This window comes from Paraburkholderia sp. SIMBA_053, from assembly GCF_046534895.1.
Classification (GTDB): Bacteria; Pseudomonadota; Gammaproteobacteria; order Burkholderiales; family Burkholderiaceae; genus Paraburkholderia; species Paraburkholderia caledonica.
Map to the genome: position 1 here is coordinate 1 of NZ_JAWRXU010000223.1, position 362 is coordinate 362.

1 pseudogene is annotated in these 362 nt (G+C 61.0%); it reads left to right on the forward strand.

From position 1 onward, the window contains the following. A pseudogene (locus SB753_RS35365) lies at window positions 1–348 on the forward strand (C4-dicarboxylate ABC transporter substrate-binding protein); the annotation flags it as partial. Window positions 349–362: the final 14 nt, after the last annotated feature.

Below are 362 nucleotides of genomic sequence, written 5' to 3' on the forward strand. Positions count from 1 at the left end.
GTGCCGACGCTCACCGTGAAAGCCTTTCTCGTCACCTATGACTACGGCCTGCGCGACACGGTGAGCAACCTGAACCGCTTCGCTGATTCACTGTGCGAGAACTTCGACGTGTTGCAGGAAAAGGGCCATCCGAAGTGGAAGCAGGTAAAGCTCGAACTGCCGCCGCTCACGAAAGGCTGGCAATACTATCCGCCTATCGAGCGGCATTTGCGCTCGTGCATTGCGCGCCGGGCGTCGATGCCGGCGGGCGGCGCGACGGCAGCGGTGCAGCAGCAACCTGCCGCGCCGAAAGTGAACAAACGTCCGTGCTCCGATCAGGAGCGTCTGCTGCTGTTGTGCGGAAAGTGAAATCGCGTTGATGC